Origin of the sequence: Roseomonas populi (genome assembly GCF_024594815.1) — a bacterium.
In the GTDB taxonomy this organism is placed as follows: domain Bacteria; phylum Pseudomonadota; class Alphaproteobacteria; order Acetobacterales; family Acetobacteraceae; genus Roseomonas; species Roseomonas populi.
The window spans coordinates 278,980-300,518 of record NZ_JANJOU010000002.1; the positions used below are offsets into that span (position 1 = coordinate 278,980).

22 protein-coding genes are annotated in these 21,539 nt (G+C 70.8%); 8 read left to right on the forward strand and 14 right to left on the reverse strand.

Annotated features, from left to right (window positions below):
• Window positions 1-3 precede the first annotated feature (3 nt).
• The 5 genes from NRP21_RS04340 to NRP21_RS04360 form a co-directional block, all read right to left on the reverse strand.
• Window positions 4-993: a zinc-dependent alcohol dehydrogenase gene (locus NRP21_RS04340; RefSeq protein ID WP_257714953.1), complete on the reverse strand. Its 990-nt coding sequence runs from the start codon at window positions 991-993 to the stop codon at window positions 4-6.
• Entirely contained in the window at window positions 990-1,784 is a 795-nt protein-coding gene (locus NRP21_RS04345; protein WP_257714954.1) for a RibD family protein, read from the reverse strand. The genes NRP21_RS04340 and NRP21_RS04345 overlap by 4 nt, the downstream gene beginning before the upstream one ends.
• Window positions 1,785-1,847: 63 nt before the next feature.
• Window positions 1,848-2,282, reverse strand: coding sequence for a hypothetical protein (locus NRP21_RS04350; RefSeq protein ID WP_257714955.1), 435 nt, complete (start codon window positions 2,280-2,282; stop codon window positions 1,848-1,850).
• A complete protein-coding gene (locus tag NRP21_RS04355) occupies window positions 2,279-2,557 on the reverse strand; it encodes a rod-binding protein (RefSeq protein WP_257714956.1) in 279 nt (92 codons plus the stop codon). Before NRP21_RS04355 ends, NRP21_RS04350 begins: the two co-directional genes overlap by 4 nt.
• Window positions 2,557-3,687, reverse strand: a complete 1,131-nt coding sequence (locus tag NRP21_RS04360; RefSeq protein ID WP_408639592.1) for a flagellar basal body P-ring protein FlgI — start codon at window positions 3,685-3,687, stop codon at window positions 2,557-2,559. Before NRP21_RS04360 ends, NRP21_RS04355 begins: the two co-directional genes overlap by 1 nt.
• Before the next feature lie 137 nt (window positions 3,688-3,824).
• Here NRP21_RS04360 and NRP21_RS04365 point away from each other — a divergent pair, with 137 nt between their 5' ends.
• From NRP21_RS04365 to fusA, 3 genes are all read left to right on the forward strand, one after another.
• The gene (locus NRP21_RS04365) at window positions 3,825-4,232 is read left to right on the forward strand and encodes a flagellar assembly protein FliX (RefSeq protein WP_257714957.1); all 408 of its coding nucleotides are present in this window, start codon (window positions 3,825-3,827) and stop codon (window positions 4,230-4,232) included.
• Window positions 4,233-4,370: 138 nt separating this feature from the next.
• Entirely contained in the window at window positions 4,371-4,787 is a 417-nt protein-coding gene (gene dksA / locus NRP21_RS04370; RefSeq protein ID WP_257715100.1) for an RNA polymerase-binding protein DksA, read from the forward strand.
• Between the two features lie 339 nt (window positions 4,788-5,126).
• Window positions 5,127-7,208, forward strand: a complete 2,082-nt coding sequence (gene fusA, locus NRP21_RS04375) for an elongation factor G (protein ID WP_257714958.1) — start codon at window positions 5,127-5,129, stop codon at window positions 7,206-7,208.
• 135 nt (window positions 7,209-7,343) lie between these two features.
• Here the strand turns inward: fusA and NRP21_RS04380 are convergent, their stop codons facing one another.
• Together NRP21_RS04380 and NRP21_RS04385 are read right to left on the reverse strand one after the other, a co-directional pair.
• The gene (locus NRP21_RS04380; protein ID WP_257714959.1) at window positions 7,344-8,465 is read right to left on the reverse strand and encodes a hypothetical protein; all 1,122 of its coding nucleotides are present in this window, start codon (window positions 8,463-8,465) and stop codon (window positions 7,344-7,346) included.
• Window positions 8,466-8,517: 52 nt separating this feature from the next.
• The gene (locus tag NRP21_RS04385) at window positions 8,518-8,967 is read right to left on the reverse strand and encodes a MaoC/PaaZ C-terminal domain-containing protein (protein WP_257714960.1); all 450 of its coding nucleotides are present in this window, start codon (window positions 8,965-8,967) and stop codon (window positions 8,518-8,520) included.
• A 65-nt stretch (window positions 8,968-9,032) separates the two neighbouring features.
• On the opposite strand from NRP21_RS04385, the gene NRP21_RS04390 reads away from it, so the two are divergent.
• From NRP21_RS04390 to NRP21_RS04400, 3 genes are all read left to right on the forward strand, one after another.
• On the forward strand, window positions 9,033-9,353 hold the full coding sequence (locus tag NRP21_RS04390; protein WP_257714961.1) for a hypothetical protein: 321 nt from the start codon (window positions 9,033-9,035) through the stop codon (window positions 9,351-9,353).
• 3 nt (window positions 9,354-9,356) lie between these two features.
• The gene (locus tag NRP21_RS04395; protein WP_257714962.1) at window positions 9,357-9,725 is read left to right on the forward strand and encodes a hypothetical protein; all 369 of its coding nucleotides are present in this window, start codon (window positions 9,357-9,359) and stop codon (window positions 9,723-9,725) included.
• 113 nt (window positions 9,726-9,838) lie between these two features.
• Entirely contained in the window at window positions 9,839-11,185 is a 1,347-nt protein-coding gene (locus NRP21_RS04400) for a GDSL-type esterase/lipase family protein (protein ID WP_257714963.1), read from the forward strand.
• A 44-nt stretch (window positions 11,186-11,229) separates the two neighbouring features.
• Here NRP21_RS04400 and NRP21_RS04405 read toward each other — a convergent pair whose 3' ends face one another.
• The 4 genes from NRP21_RS04405 to NRP21_RS04420 all read right to left on the reverse strand — a co-directional run bounded on the left by NRP21_RS04405 (window position 11,230) and on the right by NRP21_RS04420 (window position 15,071).
• Window positions 11,230-12,180 (reverse strand): dihydrodipicolinate synthase family protein, encoded by a 951-nt coding sequence (locus NRP21_RS04405; RefSeq protein ID WP_257714964.1) that lies wholly within the window; start codon window positions 12,178-12,180, stop codon window positions 11,230-11,232.
• Window positions 12,180-12,887: a ribonuclease activity regulator RraA gene (locus NRP21_RS04410; RefSeq protein ID WP_257714965.1), complete on the reverse strand. Its 708-nt coding sequence runs from the start codon at window positions 12,885-12,887 to the stop codon at window positions 12,180-12,182. Before NRP21_RS04410 ends, NRP21_RS04405 begins: the two co-directional genes overlap by 1 nt.
• Before the next feature lie 760 nt (window positions 12,888-13,647).
• On the reverse strand, window positions 13,648-14,589 hold the full coding sequence (locus NRP21_RS04415) for a protein-methionine-sulfoxide reductase heme-binding subunit MsrQ (protein ID WP_257714966.1): 942 nt from the start codon (window positions 14,587-14,589) through the stop codon (window positions 13,648-13,650).
• The gene (locus NRP21_RS04420) at window positions 14,586-15,071 is read right to left on the reverse strand and encodes a hypothetical protein (protein ID WP_257714967.1); all 486 of its coding nucleotides are present in this window, start codon (window positions 15,069-15,071) and stop codon (window positions 14,586-14,588) included. Before NRP21_RS04420 ends, NRP21_RS04415 begins: the two co-directional genes overlap by 4 nt.
• A 219-nt stretch (window positions 15,072-15,290) precedes the next feature.
• Here NRP21_RS04420 and NRP21_RS04425 point away from each other — a divergent pair, with 219 nt between their 5' ends.
• Window positions 15,291-16,283, forward strand: a complete 993-nt coding sequence (locus NRP21_RS04425) for a D-2-hydroxyacid dehydrogenase (protein WP_257714968.1) — start codon at window positions 15,291-15,293, stop codon at window positions 16,281-16,283.
• 44 nt (window positions 16,284-16,327) lie between these two features.
• A complete protein-coding gene (locus tag NRP21_RS04430) occupies window positions 16,328-17,155 on the forward strand; it encodes an MBL fold metallo-hydrolase (RefSeq protein WP_257714969.1) in 828 nt (275 codons plus the stop codon).
• A gap of 1 nt (window position 17,156) precedes the next feature.
• On the opposite strand, the gene NRP21_RS04435 is transcribed toward NRP21_RS04430, so the two are convergent.
• From NRP21_RS04435 to tkt, 3 genes are all read right to left on the reverse strand, one after another.
• On the reverse strand, window positions 17,157-18,353 hold the full coding sequence (locus NRP21_RS04435) for a phosphoglycerate kinase (RefSeq protein ID WP_257714970.1): 1,197 nt from the start codon (window positions 18,351-18,353) through the stop codon (window positions 17,157-17,159).
• A 72-nt stretch (window positions 18,354-18,425) separates the two neighbouring features.
• Window positions 18,426-19,472, reverse strand: a complete 1,047-nt coding sequence (gene gap / locus NRP21_RS04440) for a type I glyceraldehyde-3-phosphate dehydrogenase (RefSeq protein WP_257714971.1) — start codon at window positions 19,470-19,472, stop codon at window positions 18,426-18,428.
• 30 nt (window positions 19,473-19,502) lie between these two features.
• Entirely contained in the window at window positions 19,503-21,449 is a 1,947-nt protein-coding gene (gene tkt, locus NRP21_RS04445; RefSeq protein WP_257715101.1) for a transketolase, read from the reverse strand.
• Window positions 21,450-21,539: the final 90 nt, after the last annotated feature.

The following is a 21,539-nucleotide window of genomic DNA, read 5'->3' on the forward strand; positions in this document are numbered from 1 at the left end:
CGCTCACTGTTCGTAGGTGACGACGGGCAGCAGCGGCGCCGCCTGCCCTTCGGGCGGGGCGCCGAGCAGGCCGGGCATGGCGCGCGGCAGGTCGCGAAACGGGACCATGGGGCCGCAGAGCGCATCCAGCGCCGGATCGGCCAGCAGGGAGAGGGCGAGCGCCATCCGCTCCGCGTGGCTGCGCCGCCCGCGCATCGGCGCCGCGACATGCCCGACCTGGGTGGAGCGGATGGTGACGCGGTTCCCGTGAAAACCTTCGCCCAGCGGCAGGGTGCAATCGGCGCTGCCGAACCAGGAGGCCTCGAGGATGCGCGCCTCGAACCCCGCGCAGCGCAGCGCCGTCCGCAGCCCCTCCGGGTTGCCCGAGGCGTGGACGATCAGGTCGCGGTTTCCAGGCGCATCTTCCGGCGCGACGAGCCGCAGCCCCAGGCGCTGCGCCACGGGCGCGCGCAGCGGGTCGGGATCGGCCACCGCCAATTCCATCGCCGGGAAGCGAGAGAGCAGCCAGGCGCAGAGCAGCCCCACCACCCCGGCACCGATGACGAGCGCCCTCTCCCCTGGCAGCGGCTGTGCGTCCCAGACGACGTTCAGCGCCGTCTCCATGTTTGCCGCCAGCACGGCGCGCCATTCCGGGACCCGGTCCGGCACAACAGAACATAATGTGATGGGCGCGACGAACCGATCCTGGTGCGGGTGCAAGCAGAAGACGCGCTGCCCGATCCATTCCTCCGGCCCGTCCTCCACCACGCCCACGGCCGCGTACCCGTATTTGACGGGGAAGGGGAACTCACCGCCCTGCATCGGGCCGCGCATGCGCGCCCGTTCGCTCTCCGGCACGCGGCCGTGAAAGACCAGCCGCTCCGTACCGCGGCTGATGCCGCTGGCGAGGGTCCGCACGAGGACCTCGCCGGGGCCGGGGGCACGGAGCGACTCCCCGTGGATGGCGCCTTCGCCGGGGCCGGTGGTCCAGAAGGCGGTGGCCGTCACCGTCATGCGCCCTCGCAGACGCGGGGTCGGGTCCGGCGCAGGGGAATGTCGAAGAGGATGTCGCCGCCCTCCAGCGGATAGGGTGTCCAGTCGAAGCGCAGCCCATCCGCGATCCGCGCCGCCTCCGGCAGGATAAAGGCCGCGCGGCCGGAGCCGAGGATGACGGGCGCCACCGTGACGTGCAGCCGGTCCAGCAGCCCCGCCGCGAGAAAGGCGGAGACGGTGATCCCGCCACCCTCCACGAACAGCCGGGACAGCCCGCGCGCGTGCAGTGCCCGCAGCAGCGCAGCAAGGTCCATGCCTTCCGGGCCGCGCGGCAGGCGCAGCACCTCGGCGGCGCCGTGGCGGTCGCCGCCGGGCGATTCGGCGAGGCATGCGAGAAGCGTGGGCGGGCCGCCATCGCAGAAAAGTCGGTGCGCGTCCGGTAGGCGGCGCCGCGGGTCCAGCACCACGCGCACGGGGCTCTCGCCCCGCACCTCCCGCGTCGTCAGGCGGGGGTCGTCCTTCTCCACCGTGCCCGCGCCCACCAGCACGGCGTCGCAGAGCGCGCGCAGGCGATGGGTGTGGAGGATGTCGCCGCGCCCGCCGATCCATTGGCTGGATCCGCCGGCCGTGGCGATGCGGCCGTCCAGCGTCTGCGCCAAGCGGCCGACGAGGGTGCAGCCATCGCCTCCCGCGCCGCCCGCCAGCACCGGCGCGAAGAGGCTGGCAAGGGGGTGGTCGGGCAGGGGCGCGGGCGAACCGGCGCGCCGCGCCAGCAGCGCCGCCCAGGCCTGTTCCGCTGCGCTGTCCGGCATGGCATCCATGTCTCGCAGCTATGCCCCAGCGGCGCGCCATGCGCCAGCAGCCCGCTCCTCCGTTCAGGCCCGTGCCGCGAGGGTGAGCGAGGGAGTCTGGCGCGGCATGGCGCGCTGGCCGAGCCCACCATAGGTGGCCGGGCGGCTGGCGGGGATGGCCGCGCCCGCGATCGTCTCGATCACCCGGGACTGCAGGCCGATGGCGCGCTCTAGCAGCCGCCGGTTCTCGTCCGAGAGGTCGCGCAGTCGCAGCGCCAGCGTCTCGGCGGCCGCGCGCAGCTCGCCCCCCATGCTCCCTGGGCCCGCCCCGGTCTTCGTCGCGGCGCCGTAGGCCGCGGTGAAGGCGTCGCTCGCCTGCACCTTCGCCGTGGCGAGCGTCGCCGCGCGGGTGAGATCGAGCCGCGACAGCGCCTCGTTCTCCGCGCGAAGCGCCTCGGCCAGGCGCTGCCCGGCCAGGAGGAGCGCCTGGCCGATGGGGGCGGGGGGCGTCTGGCTCATGCGGTCTCTCCGGGTTGGAGGCCCTGCGCGGCGGATTGCGCGCGGAGCAACTCGCGGTACACGGCGTCGGCGATGCCCACCCCGCCCTTGTTGGACCAGGCCTGGGCGTAGTGCTCCACCAGCATGGGCCGCCACTGTTCCTCCGCGGCGCCGGCCGAGAGAAGGCCCTTCGGCGCCTCGCCGAAGACGGGCTTGAGGAGTGCGCCCAGCGCCTGCGACTCGAACCGGCGCGCCACGCGGGCGAGGGCGGCGTGGTTCGCGGTAATGGCGTCCATCACCGCACCTCCAGCTCGGCCTGCAACGCGCCCGCGGCCTTCACCGATTGCAGGATGGTGATCAGGTCACGCGGCCCGACGCCGAGCGAGTTGAGCCCGCGCACCAGCTCCTCCAGCGTGACGGAGCGGGGCAGGATGCCCAGGCGCCGCTCCCGCGCGTCGTCTACCTCGATCCCCGTGCGCGGTACCACGGTGGTCTGGCCGTTGGAGAGCGGCCCGGGCTGGCTCACCTGCGGCGTCTCCGTCACGCGGATGGTCAGGTTGCCCTGCGCGATGGCCACGGTAGAGACGCGCACATTGGCGCCCATCACGATCGTTCCGGACGCCTCCTCGATCACCACCTTCGCCGCCTGGTCCGGCTCCACGCGGAGCCCCTCGATCTCGGTCAGCAGCCGGGCCGGGTCGCGGCCGCCGGTCAGCAACACCACCGTGCGAGGATCGGTCGCCGTCGCGCTGCCCGGGCCCACCGCCCGGTTGATCGCCGCCGCCATTCGCTGCGCGGTGGTCAGGTCGGGGTTGCGGAGGGAAAGGCGGACGCGGTCCCGCCCGGCGAGCTGGAAGGGCAGCTCCCGCTCCACCACCGCACCGGAGGAGATCCGGGCGGAGGTGGGCACACCCCGCTGTACCGAGGACGCCTGGCCGCGCGCCGCGATCGCCCCCGTGGCCACTGCCCCCTGCGCCACGGCGTATACCTCGCCATCCGCCCCGAGCAGCGGCGTGACGAGCAGGGTGCCGCCGGTGAGGTTCGTCGCGTCGCCAAGGGAGGAAACGGCGATGTCCAGCCGGCTGCCCGGCCGCGCGAAAGCCGGCAGGTTCGCCGTGACCATCACCGCGGCCACGTTGCGCGTGTCCAGCTTTGCCTCCTGGTCGCGCGTGTTCACGCCCAGCCGCTCCAGCATCCCCACCAGGGACTGGCGGGTAAAGATCGCGGAGCGCAGCCGGTCCCCCGTGCCGGGCAGCCCGACGACAAGCCCGTAGCCGACGAGCTGGTTGTCCCGGATGCCTTCGATGTCCGCGATGTCCTTGATCCGCACCTGGGCGGCTGCCAGCGCGGGCCACAGCAGGGCGAGAAAGAGGATCAGCGCCGTCTTCGCGCTTCGGAAACCGGTCCGGGGCAATCTGGCCTCCATCAAATCCTGTGCCCCGGAGCGCAACGCCCATGCCAGGGCGGGGCGGGGAGGGGGCGGCAGGCCTTGCCGGGCAGGGGGAGTTCCCTTCCCAGGGGTGGCAGGAAGCGGTTCGGCTGGACGACAGGAGGCGGCTCCAAATGGGCGTGACAGGCATCGGCGGCACGGCACGGGCAGCAGGCCCCTCGGCCACGCGCACCCCCCCGCGCGGCGGCGGGTTCAGGCTTCCTGCCGCGACCGGGCCGGCCGAGGCGGCGCCAATGGCCGCCGTGGCACCGGTAGGCCTCTTGGCCGTGCAGGCGGCGGACGGGGCCGCGGAACGGAACCGCCGTGGCGCCGCCCGGGCCAGGGGCCTGCTGAAGGAGCTCTCCGCCCTCCAGGCCGGGTTGCTGCGCGGTGAGGCCGACGCCGGGGGCCTCGCGCGGCTGGCGGAGCTTGCCGAAGGCGAGTCGCCGGACGACCCAGCCCTAGCCGACGCGCTGGCCGGAATCGCCTTGCGCGCCCGGATCGAGTTGGCGAGGCGTGGCATAATGGTTGCAGGAACGTGAAAAGCCGCGAAGGAATGCCTACCCAGGGTTACGACAAGGTAGTTCCCCTTGTTTTGACCGGGGATGCGTCGTTATACGCGGCAGCCTGACCGGCCGGGGGGACCGGGGGGTCAGGGCCAGGCTATCGGGATGCAAGCCATGCTCATCACCCTGCCGCCGGATTACAAGCCCTCGGAAGACGAGGCCTTCATGAACCCCCGGCAGCTCGCCTATTTCCGGCAGAAGCTGCTGCGGTGGCGCCAGGACCTCCTGCGCGAGGCCGGGGAGACCCTCTCCTCCATGGGCCAGGGCGGGATCGTCGAGGCGGACCTGACGGACCGCGCCAGCGTGGAAACGGACCGGGCGCTGGAGCTCCGCACCCGGGACCGGGCGCGCAAGCTGATCTCCAAGATCGACCAGGCGCTGGAGCGGGTGGATAACGGCACCTACGGCTACTGCGAGGAGACCGGCGAGCCGATCGGCCTGCGCCGGCTGGAGGCCCGCCCGATCGCTACCCTCTCCATCGAGGCGCAGGAGCGGCACGAGCGCATGGAGCGCGTCCACCGGGACGACTGAGCGCGCCCGGAAGCGCCCCGAGGGGCTCCGCGCGACCCTGAAATGCGGCCGGTGCGGCACTCTCGCTGTCTGGGAAGCTTGCAAAACGCCGGCTGAGAGAGCATGTGTCCGCCCGCAGTACGGGCGCAGCAGCGGCGCCCGGCGGCATCAGGCAGGTCGGATCAGGTGCGGGCTCGGCGGTGGATCGCCAAGGCCCGTTCTGCCGCATCCGGAATGCCCGCCGCGCGGCGACACCGCAGAGCGACCCCGCGGTAGCGAGCCGCACGACCCTGACGCGGCCGAGCCGCAGAACCCTTCGCGGCCACGCCCCACCGGGGGCCGCGACCAACGGAGGCCCAAGTGGCGCGCACCCCTCTCGAGCGTATCCGCAACATCGGCATCACCGCGCATATCGACGCGGGCAAGACGACCACGACGGAGCGCATCCTCTACTACACCGGCAAGTCCCATAAGATCGGTGAGGTGCACGAGGGCAACACCACCACCGACTACATGGACCAGGAGCGTGAGCGCGGCATCACGATCACCTCCGCGGCCGTGACGGCGGAGTGGAACGACCACCGCATCAACGTCATCGACACCCCGGGCCACATCGACTTCAACATCGAGGTGAACCGCTCCCTCCGCGTGCTGGACGGCGCCGTGTTCATCATCGAGGGCGTGGCCGGCGTGCAGCCGCAGTCCGAGACGAACTGGCGCCTGGCGGACCGCTACAACGTCCCCCGCATCATCTTCATCAACAAGCTGGACCGCACGGGCGCCGACTTCTACCGCGCCGCAGCGACCCTGACCGAGAAGCTCGGCATCAACTGGGTGGCCCTGCAGCTCCCGATCGGCATTGAGGATACCCTGAAGGGCATCGTCGACCTGGTCGAGATGAAGGCGCTGATCTGGGAAGGCGACGAGCTGGGCGCCAAGTACCACGAGGCCCCGATCCCGGACGACCTGAAGGATAAGGCCGCCGAGTACCGCCAGACCCTGCTCGACGCCGTTCTCGGCGCCGATGACGCGGCCATGGAGGAGTACTTCGACAAGGGCGACGTCTCCGTCGCGACCCTGAAGCGCGCCATCAAGAAGGGCACGATCTCCGGCGAGTTCCGCCCGGTGTTCTGCGGTTCCGCCTTCAAGAACAAGGGTGTGCAGCCCCTGCTGGACGGCGTGATCGACTACCTGCCGTCCCCGGTGGATATCGAGGGCATCAAGGTGGCCCCCGAGGAGGGCGAGGACGAGACCGCCGAGCGCCGGGTGATCCCCGCGCGCGAGGACGCGCCCTTCGCCGGCCTGGCGTTCAAGATCATCAACGACAAGTACGGCAACCTGACCTTCGTCCGCGTCTACCGCGGCGTGCTCCGCACCGGCGACACGGTGCTGAACACGACCAAGGAGGGCAAGGAGCGCGTCGGCCGCATGTTCCAGATGCATGCCGACAAGCGCGAGGAGATCAAGGAGGTCTCCGCCGGTGACATCGCGGCCTTCGTGGGCCTGAAGGACACTGGCACGGGCGACACCCTGGCCTCCGCCGAGGACCCGGTGGTGCTCGAGCGCATGGCCTTCCCGGTGCCCGTGATCGACATCTCCGTGGAGCCGAAGACGAAGGAGGGCATCGAGAAGATGACCCTCGGGCTGCAGAAGCTGGCCGGCGAGGACCCCTCGCTGCGCCTGAAGACCGACCAGGAGACCGGCCAGACCATCCTGTCCGGCATGGGCGAGCTGCACCTCGAGATCATCATCGACCGCCTGAAGCGCGAGTACGGCGTGGATGCCAACATCGGCGCCCCGCAGGTGGCCTACCGCGAGACGATCACCAAGCCGCACACCGAGATCTACACCCACAAGAAGCAGTCGGGTGGCTCGGGCCAGTACGCCGAGGTGAAGATCGTCTTCGAGCCGAAGGAGCGGAACACGGGCATCGAGTTCGTGAACGGCGTCGTCGGCGGCTCGGTGCCGAAGGAGTACATCCCCGCGGTCGAGAAGGGCATCAAGGTCCAGGCCGACACGGGCGTGCTCGCCGGCTTCCCGACGGTGGACTTCAAGTACGCCCTGGTGGACGGCAAGTACCACGACGTCGACTCGTCGGCCCTGGCCTTCGAGATCGCCGCCAAGGCCTGCTTCCGCGAGGGCATGAAGAAGGCCGGCCCGGTCATCCTCGAGCCGATCATGGACGTGGAGGTCACCACCCCCTCCGACCATGTCGGTGACGTCGTGGGCGACCTGAACCGCCGCCGTGGCGTGATCCAGAGCCAGGACATGGCCTCCACCTCGGTCATCATCCGGGCCCATGTGCCGCTGAAGGAGATGTTCGGCTACATCTCCAACCTGCGCGGCATGACGAAGGGGCGCGCCTCCTTCTCCATGCAGTTCCACCACTACGATCCGGTGCCGCGCAAGGTGGCGGACGAGATCTTGACGGCCGCGCCCTGATCCTGAAGCGGCCCCGCTCCGGCGGGGCCGCACCAGAAATTTGGACGGCGCGGACGATGGCATCGTCCGCGCCGTTTTCGCATGCATGGTGCTGCCAGGGGTGTCCCGCACCAGGGCCTTCGCTCGGCCGGTAAATCAGACCGCCATGATGTTCTGGTAGCCGGCCCTGGTCGAGAAGCGGCTTGCGGCGGCCGAGAGCTCCTGGTTCCCCGCCTCCCCCAGGAGTGGGCGAATGCACTCGGCAACGAGGTGCCACTCCTCCCATTTCAGGCGCTGGCGCGAGGGCAGCTTCGGATCATCCTCCACCGGGGCATAGGAGGTGACCGGCATCTCCACGAATTCGGGAAGGCGGGCGTAGTCCTGCTGCGCCCGGCGAAGGATCCGGGCGGAGTGGAGACTGGAGAGCAGCCGGAGCGGAACCTTCTCCTTGATCTCGCGGCCAACGATGACCGAGGAAACCGACATCTCCCGGAAGCCATCACGGGCGGCATGGATCCGGTTGCAAGCGCCCAGGAACAGGATCGCCGCGTCGGAAGGTGAGTGGTTGATCGGCAGGCCGTGCTTGTGCAACTCGAGGTTCCGGCCCACCAGTATGGCCGGATCGCCCTTCAGTCCCTCGAGCGGAACGCCCAGCACTTGGCCGAAGAGGCCGACGCTGTCGCCCGCTCCGAGATCGAGGGGAAGGATGTGGATCCGCGAGGGACGGAACACGCCGGTGAGCTGTTCGACCGAGCGCGACAGGCTGAATTCCTGCACCCATCCCGCACCACCCTCGCCGGCAAGGAAGCTCGGAAGGGTTCCGGCGTAGCGGCGCTTCAGGTTCTTCACGAATTCCTTGTAGAAGGAGATCGTCCAGAAATCGGCGCGCCGGGTGAAGATGACCAGTTCAACGTGGTAGCCCCCGATAAGCTTCTGCACGAGGTTCGGCGAGATGCGCCCGGCTCGCATGCAGAAGCTCTCGGAAGATAGGAGCAGCGTCTCCAGCCCTGATTCCTCAAATTCCCGGACTGTTATCTCGAGCAGCGGCCGGCTCGCATTGTCCTCCCGGCCCGAGGAGGCGCCGACCAGGGCGTTGACCAAGCCCATATGCGAGAGCGACGAGCGGTCTTCACGGAGTTCGTCCTGCGGAGCATAGGCCGAGGCGTCCGGGTAGAAGATGCCGCGCTCGGCCAGCATGGCCCGGTAGCTGGCGAGCACGAATTGCAGGCTGGTTGATCCGCATTTCGGCAGGCCCGCATGAATCAGCAGTCGCTTCATCGCGGAATGATCCGGGCACCCCCTCCACGCGTCAACAAGCGAGTTCGCCGGGCTAGCGCCGCAGGTGGTGCAGCCCCGTCGCGTCCAGCACGATCACCCCGTCCGCCACCCGGGTGGCGACGTAGCGCAGCCGGGCGGAGCCCCTGTCCCGGCGGGCGCGGGAGGTCTTCACCTCCACAACTTCCACCGTGACCAGCACCTCCTCGTCCGGCCGCAGCGCGGCAGGCCACCGGATATCCATGGCGGAACCGGCCAAGCTGATGTCCTGCAGCAAAGGGCTGGCCATCAGCATGCCGAAGCAGGCGGAAAGGGTGTGCAGCCCCGCGGCCACCACCGTTCCGAAGATCGAATCCTTCGCGGCTTCCTCGTCCAGGTGGAAGGGCTGAGGGTCGTAGCGGCCGGCAAAGGCGCGGATCTCCTCCAGCGAGAGGGAGAAGCGGCCCAACTCGTAGCGGTCGCCCGGGTGCAGCTCGTCCAGGGAACGGAGGCGGGGAAGGCTCATCCCCTTTCTCTAATCCGGCCGGCCCGCCCCTTGAAGCGGGGACCGGGCGCGGCAACATCCAAGCGATGACCCAGGCTCCGCATCGGCCCCCGGTTCTCGACATGACGCCGGAGGGCGAGTTCCGGGACACGCCCCAGGCAGTGCCCCGCGGCACCTGGCTGGACCGCACCCTGCTGCGCCTCGGCGGCGCGGCGGTTCTCGCCGCGTTCGTGGCGGGCGGCCTGATCCTGGCGGCCTCGGCCGTGCTGCTGCTCGGCCTGCTGATCCCCGTGGTGATCGTGGCGGGGCTGGTCGGCTTCGCCACGCTCTGGTGGCGCGCCCGGCGCGCCGGTGGCCGGCCGCGTGGTGGCCCGGGCATGCCGGCTTTCGTCATCATCCGCCGGTAAGGCTTGCGGGCGTCCCATCCGGAAGGGCCCGGGGGCTTCACGCCCGATCCGGGCCGCCTCTACGAGGTGGGCCGGGATGGGCGCCCTTACACGCGCGATCCTCTCCCATCCGGCGCCCTGGAACTGCTGGAGGCGCGTGCCCGGCGCTGGTGGGTGGGTGCCGTGCTGATCAACGCGGTGGCGGCAGGGGTTGCCGCGGCGGCAGCCATGTTGGCCCCGCGCGCCGTGGCGGCCGTGTTGGGGTTCCTTCCGATTCTGGCGGCACCGCTGCTGCTCGTCGCGCCGATCCTGCGGCGCCGTGGGCTGCGGACTCGCCGCCGCGTCCACCGCTCCCGGCCGGAGGAGTTTCCGCCCCCGCCCGATCAGGGTTAGCCGGCAGGTCCGGGCCGAGCCCTCGCCGAAGTAAGGGCGCCGCGCCTTGCCCTACGGCGCGACCGGTGGAAACGTTGCGCCGCCGCCCGCAGAGACGGCGGAGGAGGACGCCCATGGATCGCCGCACCCTTGGCCAGGGCGCCGCCGCCCTCGCACTCGCCCAGGCGCTTGCCCCGGGGCTGGGCGCCCAGCCCGCTGGTGCGGAGAACTGGGTGACGAGCTGGGCGGGCTCGGTGCAGGGCCCCTATCCCGTCGGGAATCCGTCCGCCCAACCGGACCAGTCCTTCATTTTTCCTGACCCCGCCGAAGGGGCGCGCGACCAGACCCTGAGGCTGGTGGTGCGGCCCTCCATCTGGGGGCGCCGGGCGCGGCTGCGCTTCTCCAATGCCTTTGGAACGCGGCCTCTGGTGCTGGACGGCGTGCATGTCGGGCTGCAGCACGGCGGCGCGGCCCTGGTGCCCGGCACCAACCGGCCGGTGCGCTTCGACGGCGCGGAAGGGGTGACCATCCCACCGGGCGGGCAGGCGTGGTCGGACCCGGTGGACCTACCCTTCGCCGCGGAGCCCGACTCGCCGTTGCTGATGGGGCGGAAGCTCGCCGTGTCGCTCCATGTTGCAACGGCAAGCGGGCCGATGACCTGGCACGCGAAGGCGCTGCAGACCTCCTACTCGACCCCGCCGGGCGCCGGGGCCAAGGGCGCCGAGGAAGGTGAGGGGAGCTTCCCCTTCCCGACGGCCTCCTGGTTCTTCCTCGACGCGCTGGACATGTCCGCGCCGGCCGGCACGCCGGTCATCGTCGGATTCGGGGATTCGATCACAGACGGCACGGCCTCCACCATGAACGGGGATGACCGCTGGCCGGATGTGCTGGCGCGCCGGCTGAACGCGGCGATGGGCAACCGTGTCGCCGTGGTGAATGCGGGCATCGGGGGGAACCAGGTGGTCGGGCCGGCGCAGTACGGACCGGACCGGCCCTTCCCCGGCGGGCCCTCTGCCCTCGCGCGGCTGGAGCGGGACGTGATCTCGCTCTCAGGCGTGACGACGGTGGTGTGGCTGGAGGGGACGAACGACTTCAGCCGGAACGGGAACGCCACCCTCGAGGCCGTGCGGGACGGCATGCGGGAGGGCGTGCGGCGGCTGCGGGAGCGGATCCCGGGGGTGCGGGTCGTCGGCGCGACCGTCACCCCCGCGCTGGGAAGCACCAGCGCGGCCCACGGGCATGCGGAGCAGGACGAGAAGCGGAAGGCGCTGAACGCCTTCATCCGCGAGGGCGGGCTTTTCGATGCGGTGGTCGATTTCGACCGGGCGACGCTGGACCCAGCGACCGGCGGGCTGAAGCGGGAGATGGTGCCGGACAGCACCACGGGCGGGGCCGGCGACAAGCTGCATCCGAACCGCGCGGGCTACCTGGCCATGGGCTCCTCCATCGAGCCCGCGGCCGTGCTGCCCGCACGGCGCTGATCCGCACCGGTCTGGGATCCCCGGCAGGGGGATCCCATGGCCGTTCAGGCGGCGCGGCTGACCGCGCCGACATCCGCGCGCTTGTCGAAGCGCGCCACGCGGGAGAGCAGGTAGTCCACTTCCGCCCGCGCCTTCGCGGACAGGCCGGTGCCGGGCCGGCGCTGGGCGTCGCTGGCCAGCACGCCGCGGCGCATGAGCACATACTTGCGGACGGCCAGCCCGGTCGGCCCCTGCTGCTGCTCGTAGCGGAGCAGGGGCAGGTGAGCGTCGAACAGGTCGTGCGCCTCGTCCCGCTTCCCTTCGGCCTGGAGGCGGACGAGATCGGACAGCATGTCGGGGAAGGCGTAGCCGGTCATGGCGCCGTCCGCCCCGCGCTCGCACTCGAAGTCGATGAACAGCCCGCCATTCCCGCAGAGGATCGAGATGTGCTTCATCGACCCGTCGGCCTCGAAGCCGCGCAGGGCGGAGATCTTCTCCAGGCCCGGCCAGTCCTCGTGCTTCACCATCACGCAGTTCGGGTTGGCCTGCACGATCCGCCGGATCACGCCGGGGGTCATGATGACGCTGAAGGTCTGCGGGAAATCCTGCACGACGAAGGGCACGTCCGCCCCGATCGCCTCGGCCGCCTGCGCGTAGTAGCCGACGATCTGGTCATCGGTCCGCAGCGTGTTCGGGGGCGCGATCATCACCCCCGCCGCGCCCGCATCCATCACCGCCTTCGTCAGGGAGGTCATGGCCGCGAAGCCCGGGGCGGAGACGCCTACGATCACGGGGATGCCGGCCCGCTTGATCATGCGGGAGGCGAGGGAAACGCTCTCCGCCATGTCCAGCTTCGGGGCCTCGCCCATCACCCCGAGCACCGTGATGCCGGTGCAGCCGCTCTCGACGCAGAAATCGGTGTAGCGGTCGTTGGAGGCCTCATCGACCCGCCCGTCCTCGTCGAAGGCGGTCGGCGCGATGGCGTAGACGCCCTGGGCCTGCGTGAGATCCGTCATCAGCCCTGCTCCTTCTTCCAGGCCTCGTAGCGGGCCTTGTTCTCGGCATTCGGCGGGTAGAGGCCGGGGAGGGAGGCGCCGCCGTCCACCTGGGACATGATCCAGGTTTCCTGGCGCTCCTGTTCCACCGCGTCGGCCACCACGGCCTCCAGCAGGTCCTGCGGGATCAGCACGGCGCCGTCCTGATCAACCACCACCACGTCTCCGGGGAACACGGCCACCCCGCCGCATCCGATCGGCTGGTCCCAGGCCACGAAGGTCAGCCCGGCGACGGAGGGCGGGGCGGCTGCGCCCTGGCACCATACCGGCAGGCCGGTGCCGAGCACGCCGGCCAGATCGCGCACCACCCCATCCGTGATCAGGGCGGCCACGCCGCGCTTCTCCATGCGGGCGCAAAGAATGTCGCCGAAGATGCCGGCATCCGTGCAGCCCATGGCGTCCACCACGGCGATGCAGCCCTCCGGCATCGCTTCGATGGCGGCGCGGGTGGAAATGGGGTTGGACCAGGAGGCCGGGGTCGCCAGATCCTCCCGCGCCGGCACGAAGCGGAGCGTGAAGGCCCGGCCGACCAGCCGGGGCTGGCCCTCGCGGATCGGCCTGGTGCCCCGCATCCAGACGTTGCGCAGGCCCTTCTTCAGCAGCACCGTCGTGAGGGTGGCCGTGGAGACGCCTTCCAGCGCCGCCTTGATCTGGGGGTCGAGGTTCAAGGGGATCTCCTGGGTTGGGCGCGGTCCTCACCGGGATTCGCGCGGCGAGAGGGGCGCGTCAAGCGGCCGAAAAGGTTTCGCGATGGGGTTGGTTATCCTGCGGCGTCGCACCATTTGCCGGGCATGATCCGCACCCGTTGTCTTGTCGGCCTCGGCCTGGGGACGCTGATGGCCGGACCGGTCCTATGGCCGGAAGCCGCCCAGGCGCAGGAACGCCGCTTCTTCCAGGTGGCACCAGGCCCGCGCAGCGAGCCGCCCCGGCTGGACACAAGCCTGGGCCAGAGGGCCGGGGGCCTTCAGCAGGTCATGGTGATGGACCGTGCCTCCATCGCCCGCTGGCTGTGCCCGAACGGAGGCACCCCCGTGCGGGGACGCCCTGGCCGGTGCGACGGGCGCGGGACCGCTCGGGGCGGCGCGGGTGCGGCCTCTGACGTTGAGGGCTGGCATGCGGACCTCGCGCCTGCGAGCCACAAGCAGATGGCTTGTCCGCCCGGCACGGTGCCAACGGCCGCCCGCTTCAACCCGGGTACGGTGCGCTGCCTGCCCGGCGGGCCCGCTGAAGCGGCCGCCAAGCCGGCCGAGACACCCCCGGCGCAACCGGCCGCTGCCGCTGCGGTGCCAAGCCCGGCCGCGGCACCGGCTGCTGCGGCCTCGCCGGCGCAGGCCGCTTCGCCCCAGGCCGCGGCCACCCAGGGCCAGAACGGACCGTCCGGCTCCTAAGCCCGCACCGGGCCCGGCGCACCGGACGAGACCTGCGCGGCTACTCCCGCAGAGCCCGTGGCCTGGGCAGGGCCTGCCCGGTCACGAACACCTGCCGGACCCCCCACCAGATCCCGGACAGGGCAGCGGCGGCCAGCCCGGCGACCAGCACCCAGACCGAGGGGCGGACCTCGAACTCCAGGTCGAAGTTGGCCTTGAAGATTTCTGCCGCCGGCAAATTCGTCGCCAGAGCGTACCAGAGGTACTCCACGCCCGCTGCCCCAGCGGCTGCCAGGGGCGCGATTGCGAAGAGCGGCCAGGGAAGCCCGCGCCAGCGGGCCGGCACCAGCCGCCAAAGCATCAAGAACAGGAAGAAGCCGGTCATCAGCACCGGCTCTGACACGTTGATCTTCGACTGGATGTAGAAGTGCAGGATTCCCAGCGCGACGAGGGGATAGGCCAGCCGGTGCAGTGGCTTCCACTCCCGGCCGAGGCGCCGCAAGGCCGTGTCGGTGGAGGTCCAGCCCAGCACGGCCAGCCCGATCAGCGCGGTGAACCCGATGGAGAGGTAGGGCCGGCGCACGATTTCCAGCAGCACGTGCCAGAGGCGGAAGTTCTCGTTCCCGATGTAGAGGGCGAGGTGAGCCAGGCCATAGAAGAGCGCCGTCAGGCCGAGCATCCGCCGCACCTGCACCGCCCGCTGCCAATCCAGCACCCAGCGTGCCGGGGTGACGGCGAGGCTGATGAGCAAGAACCGGACGCACCAATCGCCCGTCTCGTGTGTGGCGAGCTTCAGCGGCTCCGGCCCCAGGCTGTCAGTGGCCCAGAGCCATGCGACCCAGAGCGCCGGCGCCAGGCAGCCCAGCAGCACCGCCGACTTGAAGACGGAGAAGCGGCCGCCCCGGTCCAACCAGGGCCATGGCCCGGGCTTGGGCGGGGGTGGGCCATCCCGCCGCGCGCGGCGCGGCCGGGCGGCGGCGGAGGGGAGGGCAGCCTCGCTCACATCGGGGGTACCACGCCGTCCCGGGAGACGGTGACCCGGGCGACGTTGAGGGCGCCATCCGCGCCCGGGGTGGCCGTCAGGAATACCTGAGCGCCGGGCCTGAGATCCTCCATCGCTGCCGGGATCAGCGTCACCACCGGCACGTCGGGCGGTACCAGCACCTTCACCTGCTGGCCGCGCGCCGTCAGCGTCAGGCTGCGGCCATCATTGCCCTCCACCGCCGAATCCACCGTGGCGTTCGTCATGGAGGAGGTCGGGGTGAGGTCCCAGGCGAAGTGGCCCTCGCCGGTGCCGCGCATGGCCTCGGGGAAGACCAGCACCTCCAGCGCGCGCCAGACACCGTCCGGGCCGGGCTCGGCGGCCGTTCCGATGAAGCTGCCGGGGGCCACATCCGCCAGGCTCAGCTTCCGCAAGGCGGAGACGCCGACATTGTCGGCCAGGCGGAGCAATACCGTCCCACCCTCCCGGGTCGCGACAACCATCTCCCGCCCGGAAACCGATTGAATTGTGCCGCGGATCCGGCGCGGCGCCCCCTGCGCGAGTGTTGGCAAGGGGCCCGCGAGAGCAAAGCCTGCGATGGCCAGCAGGGCGGCGCGCCGAATCATAGGATAGCTCCGATTTTCCCCAGGTTAACGTGGAGCAGGGGCGGTCGTCTGCAAGCCCGGCTTCACGCCGCCCGGTGCGCGTGCGAAAGCCGGTTCATGCGCATCCACGTCCAGAACCCCGCCGGCGAGTCCCAGTTCGCGGTAACGGAGGCGCAGTGGAGCGCCGCCCTGTCGCGGAACCCCGACATGACAGGGCTCGAGGTCTCCTTCGCCAGCGACGAGGAGGGTCTGACCCAGGCCCTGCCGGAAGCCGAGGTGCTGCTGAGCTGGGTGCGCCCCCTCCGCCAGCGCTTCCCCGCGGGCGCGCTGCCGGGCGCGGCACCGAGGCTGAAGGTCATCGCCTGCACCTCGGCCGGCGTGGACAGCGCGGCCCCCTTCGAATGGCTGCCGGATTCTGTCGCCCTGCTGAACAACCGCGGCACCCATGCGGACAAGGCCGGGGAGTTCGGGATCATGGCCATCCTCATGCTCCAGACCCGGATGCCCGCTTTCGCGGACCAGCAGCGGCGGGGCGAGTGGAAGCCCCTTTTCGCCTCCACGCTCGAAGGGCGGCGGGTCGTCATCGTCGGGCTGGGATCGCTCGGCGGGGGCGTGGCGCGCCGGGCGAGACAGTTCGGGATGCGCGTGATCGGCGTCCGGAACGGCCCCGAGCCGCACCCGGACTGCGACGAGACCCATGCGACGGAGGCGCTGGATACCGTCCTTCCACGGGCCGAGTTCCTCGTCCTGGCCTGCCCGCTGACGGAACGGACGCGGGGCCTGCTCTCCCGCGAGCGCATCGCCCTCCTGCCCCCAGGGGCGCGGGTGGTGAACATCGCCCGCGGCGCGGTATGGGACCAGGACGCCATCTGCGACGCCTTGGAAGCCGGCCATCTGGAGGGCTGCGTTACCGATGTCGCGGTGCCGGAGCCGCTGCCGGCAGATCACCGCCTCTGGCGCACGCCGGGGATGGTGGTGACCCCGCACGTCTCGGCCGATGACCACGCCCGGTACAACGATCGCACGCTGGACATCCTGTTCGAGAACATTCGCGCCATGCGGGCCGGGCGCCCCATGCCGAACCGAGTGGACCCGGTGAAGGGCTACTGAACCGGCCCGGCACAACCTCGGACGACCCGGCGCGTTCCGCCGCGATGCGGATCCATGTCATCGAGTGCGGCTCCATGCGTCCCTATGGCGGGCGGCTCTGGGATGGTGCCACCCCCGGCATCGGCCCGGCGCACCTCGCCTGCCGCTGCCTCCTCGTCGAGACGGATGAGGGGCTGGTGCTGGTGGATACGGGCTTCGGCCTGGACGACGTGAACCGCCCCGTACCGCGGCTGAGCCGCGCCTTCCTGGTGGCCGACCGCATCCACCTGGAGGCGGACGAGACCGCCATCTCCCGCATCCGGAGCCTGGGCTTCAGCCCCAGCGACGTGCGCCATATCGTGATGACTCACCTGGATTTCGACCATGCGGGCGGGCTGACGGACTTTCCGGGCGCGCGGGTACACGTCTCCGCGACGGAAGCGGCGGCATCGCGGGCGCGCGCCACGCCAAAGGCCCGAGGCCGCTACCGCCCCGCCCAGCTCGCCCATCCCATGCGGGAATACGATGCGCCCGGTGAGCCCTGGTTCGGCCTACCCACCTTGCGCGGGCTGGACGGGCTACCGGAATCGATCTTCTTCGTCCCGCTGCCCGGCCACACGGCGGGACATTGCGGGGTGGCCCTGAACACCGGCGACGGCTGGGTGCTGCACGCGGGCGACGCAATATTCATGCATACGGAGCTCGATGAGCCGCTCCGCATGCCACCTCTGGCCTCGACCTATGCCAACTTCATGCAGGTGGATCGGGAGGCCCGACTGGAGAGCCGGGATCTCCTCCGCACCCTGAGGCGGGACCATGAGGAGGATGTGACCATCCTCTGCACCCACGACCCCGCCCTGCCGCCCGGGGCCGGGCGGCGGGTATCGGCCTGAGCTAGTTCTGCTGCAGGGCAGCGACGCCCGGCAGGGTCTTGCCCTCCAGCCACTCCAGGAAGGCACCACCGGCGGTGGAGACGTAGGTCATCCGCTCCGCGACCCCGGCGTGGCGCAGCGCGGCCACGGTGTCACCGCCGCCGCCGATGGACTTCAGTCCGGCGGACTGGGTCAGGCCCGCCACGCTCTCGGCCACCGCCACAGTCGCCGCGTCGAAGGGCGGCGTTTCGAAGGCGCCGAGCGGGCCGTTCCAGACGAGGGTGGAGGCCTTGCGGAGCCGGTCCTCGATCGCGTCCACCGTCTCCGGCCCGACATCGAGGGCCATCATGTCGGAGGGCACGGAATCCACCGCGACGGTGCGCGTGGCCGGATGCGCCTTGAACTCGGCGGCGACCACGAGGTCGCGCGGCAGCAGGATCTCGCAGTTGCCGGCCTTCGCCTCCTGCAGGATCTGCAGCGCGGTGGCGTGCATCTCCGCTTCCTGCAGCGACTTGCCCATGTCGTAGCCCTGGGCGGCGAGGAAGGTGTTGGCCATGGCGCCGCCGATGACCAGCACGTCCACCTTCTTGGAGAGGTTGCCCAGCAGGTCCAGCTTAGTGGAGACCTTTGCACCGCCGACGATGGCGACCACGGGGCGCGAAGGGGAGCCCAGCGCCGCCTGCAGCGCCTCCAGTTCCGCCTGCATCAGCCGGCCGGCATAGGCGGGCAGCAGCTTTGCCACGCCCTCGGTGGAGGAGTGGGCGCGGTGGGCGGCGGAGAAGGCGTCGTTCACATAGGCGTCGCCGAGCTTCGCCAGTGCGGCGGACAGCTCGGGGTCGTTCTTCTCCTCGCCGGCGTGATAGCGGGTGTTCTCCAGCAGCAGTACGTCGCCGTCCTGCAGCTTCGCCACGGCCGCCTCGGCTTCCGGCCCGATGCAGTCATCGGCGAAGGCCACCGGCTTGCCGATCACGGAGGAAAGGGCCTCGGCCAGCGGGCGGAGGGACATCTCCGGCACGCGCTTGCCCTTGGGCCGGTCGAAGTGGCTGAGGATGACCACCTTCGCGCCCTTGTCGGACAGCTCCTTGATCGTCGGGCTGAGCCGCTCGATCCTGGTGCGGTCGGTAATGGCGCCGTCCCGCACCGGCACGTTCAGGTCCGCGCGCAGCAGCACGCGCTTCCCCTGCGCGTCGAGGTCGTCGAGGGTGCGGAAGGCGGCCATGGGCGGGGTATCCGGAAGAACGAGGGTCGCGGAACGGGAAGGGGGCGCCGAAGCGCCCCCTTTTTGGTCAGGTCAGAGCGTGCCGAGCAGCGCGGCCGTGTCGCTCATGCGGTTCGAGAAGCCCCACTCGTTGTCGTACCAGGACATCACGCGGACCAGCCCGCCATCGACCACCTGCGTCTGCGTGGCGTCGAAGGTGGAGGAGTGGCTGTCGTGGTTGAAGTCGGTGGAGACCAGCGGCGCCGTGTTGTAGCCGAGGATGCCCTTCAGGTCGGCGGACTCGGAGGCCTCCTTCATCGCCGCGTTGATCGCCTCCTTCGTCAGCCCCTCGGTCCGCGCCGGCACGAAGTCCAGGCTGACGAGGGAGACGTTCGGGGTGGGGATGCGGATGGCGGTGCCGTCCAGCTTGCCCTTCAGTTCCGGCAGCACTAGGCCCACGGCCTTGGCCGCGCCCGTGGAGGTCGGGATGGCCGAGACCGCCGCGGCGCGGGCGCGGTGCAGGTCCTTGTGCAGCGTGTCCACCGTGTTCTGGTCACCGGTGTAGGCGTGGATGGTGACCATGTAGCCGCGCAGGATGCCGAACTTCTCGTGCAGCACCTTCGCGATGGGCGCGAGGCAGTTGGTGGTGCAGGAGGCGTTGGAGACGATCTTGTGCTCGGGCTTCAGCGTCTTGTGGTTCACGCCGTAGACGATCGTCGCCTGGGCGGAGGCGTCCGCATAGGTCTCGCCCCAGGTCACGGGGGCAGAGACGAGCACCTTGCGCGCGCCGGACTGCAACAGCAGCTCGGCCTTCTCCGTGGTGGTGAAGATGCCCGTGCACTCGGCGGCCACGTCCACGCCGGCCCAGGGAAGCTTGGTGGGGTCGCGCTCGGCCGTCACCTTGATCGGCTTATGGGTCTTGCCGTGCACGGTGATGATCAGGCTGTCGCCCTCGACCTTCACCTCGCCGGGGAAGCGGCCGTGGACGGAGTCGTAGCGGAATAGGTGCGCGTTCGCCTCGACGGAGCCGAGGTCGTTGATGTGGGTGAACTCCACGTCGTCGCGGCCGCTCTCCATCGCCGCGCGCAGGACCAGGCGGCCGATGCGCCCGAAGCCGTTGATGCCAACCTTGACCGCCATGTCCGTTCCTTCTCTTCCGTCCGTATCGTTCTAATTCACGCGCCGCTTCACGGCCGCCACCACGGCGTCCGCCGTGATGCCGAAGTGCTTGTAGAGTTCATCCGCCGGCGCGCTGGCGCCGAATCCGGTCATCCCGACGAAGATGCCATCGGGGCCGAGCCAGCGCGACCACCCGAACTCCAGCGCTGCCTCGATGCCGACGCGGGGCGCGGTGCCGAGGATCGTCTCCTGGTAGGTCGGATCCTGCAGCGCGAAGAGCTCCCAGCAGGGCATGGAGACCACCGTGGTGGGGATCCCGGCCTCTTCCAGCATCTCGCGCGCCTGGATGGCCAGGGACACCTCGGAGCCGGTCGCGATCAGCGTCGCGCGCCGCTCGCCGGAGGCCTCGGCCAGCACGTAGCCGCCGCGCGCCGTGTGATTTTCCCCGGCCTCGCTCCGCAGCGTCGGCAGGTTCTGGCGGGACAGCGCCAGCACGCTCGGCCCGTCCGTGCGCTTCACCGCCAACTCCCAGGCCTCGGCCGTCTCCACCACGTCGGCGGGGCGGAAGACGTAGAGGTTGGGAATGGCGCGCAACGCCGCCAGCGTCTCCACGGGCTGGTGCGTCGGGCCGTCCTCGCCGAGGCCGATGCTGTCATGCGTCAGCACGTGGATCACGCGCTGGCGCATCAGCGCCGCCAGGCGGATAGCCGGGCGCATGTAGTCGGAGAAGACCAGGAAGGTGCCGGAATATGGGATGATGCCGCCGTGCAGCGCCATGCCGTTCATGGCCGCGGCCATGCCGTGCTCGCGGATGCCCCAGTGCACGAAGCGCCCGCCCCAGTTGGCGGTGTTCAGCGCCGGCACGCCCTTCACGTTCGTGTTGTTGGAGCCGGTGAGGTCGGCCGAGCCGCCGATCATCTCAGGCACCGCCGGCACCAACGCTTCGAGCGCTTTCTGGGAGGAGACGCGGGTTGCCAGCTTCGGCTTCTCGACAACGGCCTTGGCCTTCCACTCGGCAACCGGGTCGTCCCAGCGCTCCGGCAGCTTGCCGGCCATGGCGCGCTCGAAATCGGCGCGCTGCGGGTGCTTTGCCAGGCGCTTGAGCCAGGAACGGCGCGTGCCGCCGCCGCGGCTGCCGGCCTTCTCCCACTCCGCGCGGATGTCGTCGGGCACCTCGAAGGGACCGCCTTCCCAGCCCAGCGCCGCCTTGGCCGCCGCGGCCTCCTCGGGGCCCAGCGGGGCGCCGTGGCTGCCCGCCGTGCCCGCCTTCTTCGGCGCGGAGAAGCCGATGATGGTGCGGCAGGCGATCAGGGTCGGCTTGCGCGACTTGGTGGCCGCATTCAGGGCCGCCGCGATCGCCTCGTGGTCGTGCCCGTCCACGCGGCGCACGGCCCAGCCATAGGCACGGAACCGGGCCAGCGTGTCCTCGGAGACGGAGATGGCCGTGTCGCCATCGATCGAGATGTGGTTGTCGTCCCACAGGACGGTGAGCTTATCGAGGCCGAAATGCCCGGCCAGCGAGGCCGCCTCGTGGGAGATCCCTTCCTGCAGGTCGCCGTCCGAGCAGATGACCCAGGTGCGGTGGTCCACTAGGCTCTTGCCGAAGCGCGCGGCGAGGTGCCGCTCCGCCATGGCCATGCCGACGGCGGTGGAGATGCCCTGGCCGAGCGGACCGGTGGTGGTCTCGATTCCCGGATGCTCGCCCAGTTCGGGATGGCCGGCCGCGGGGGAGTGGAGCTGGCGGAAGCGCTTAAGCTCCTCGATCCCCATCCCGGCATGGCCGGACAGGTGCAGCCAAGCGTAGAGCAGCATGGAGCCGTGGCCGGCCGAGAGGACGAAGCGGTCCCGGTCCGGCCAGCGCGGGTCGGCGGCATCGTGCTTCAGGAAGCGGGTGAAAAGGACAGTGGCCACATCCGCCATGCCCATGGGCATGCCAGGATGGCCGGACTTGGCAGCCTCCACGCCGTCGATCGCCAGGGCTCGGATGGCATCGGCCATGCGGCGGATCGGGGTCACGGGCCGGGCGAGGATCGCATCCTGCGCGACCAGCGCGGGGCTCCGCTCGGGGGTGGAGGGCTGCCGGTCGGG